The following is an 849-nucleotide window of genomic DNA, read 5'->3' as shown; positions in this document are numbered from 1 at the left end:
CTAGGGTGTGTCTCCCAAATGGTTGTGCGGTGGTGCGAGATGAATGAGGAGTGTCGCGTACTTCTGTTTTGACGGATGTCCAGTGGGTCCGTATCCAGCCGCTGATTCCTTGTTCCTCCGGCCGTCGGGGCCGTCCGTTTCGGGAGGAGCGCAAGGTGGTCGAGGGAATCATTTACCGGCACCGGTGCGGGATCCCTTGGTGTGATGTGCCGACCGAGTCCGGTCCATGGCAGACGATTTGGAAACGCCACCGCCGCTACAGCGGGGACGGCACGTGGGACGGGATCTTGGCCCAGCTACTCACCGCAGCGGATGCTAAAGGCCTGGTGGATTGGCGGTCTCAGTAGATTCCACGGTCAACCGTGCTCACCAGCACGGCACGAATCTTCCCCGCCCCACAGGGTGGACCCTTCGAGTTATATGAATCTGCTCGATGAGCCTCTCGACCATGCAATTGGCTGTTCCCGCGGCGGGTTAACCACGAAGATTCATGCCCTGGTCGATGGCAACGGCAGGCCACGGATCCGCCCGGACCGGGTGCGCGGAGACCAAGGCCTACTCCTCAAGGTCCATCCGGACCCAACTCAGGAACCGGGGCATCACGGCCGTCATCCCGCAACCATCCGATCAGATCGGGCACCGGAAACGCCGCGGCTCAGCCGACGGCCGGCCACCAGCGTTCGACAAGGACGACTATAAAGGCCGCAATGTCGGTGAACGGAACTTCAACACTTACAAGCAATGGCGCGCTCTGGCAACCCGCTACGACAAACTCGCCCCTACCTACCGAGACGGAGCCGTTCTCCGCGCCCTCACCATCTGGCTCACCGCTCTAAGAGACACGCCCTA

Annotated in this window: 1 pseudogene; it reads left to right on the top strand. The window is 61.7% G+C overall.

The annotated features are described in order from the left end of the window. Positions 1–50: 50 nt before the first annotated feature. Positions 51–849: pseudogene (locus tag PCK14_RS19305) on the top strand (IS5 family transposase); the annotation flags it as partial.

This window comes from Arthrobacter sp. HY1533, from assembly GCF_027568515.1.
Taxonomy (GTDB): Bacteria; Actinomycetota; Actinomycetes; order Actinomycetales; family Micrococcaceae; genus Specibacter.
The sequence above is the reverse complement of the archived record's forward strand: the minus strand, read 5'-3'. Positions and strand labels throughout refer to the sequence as shown.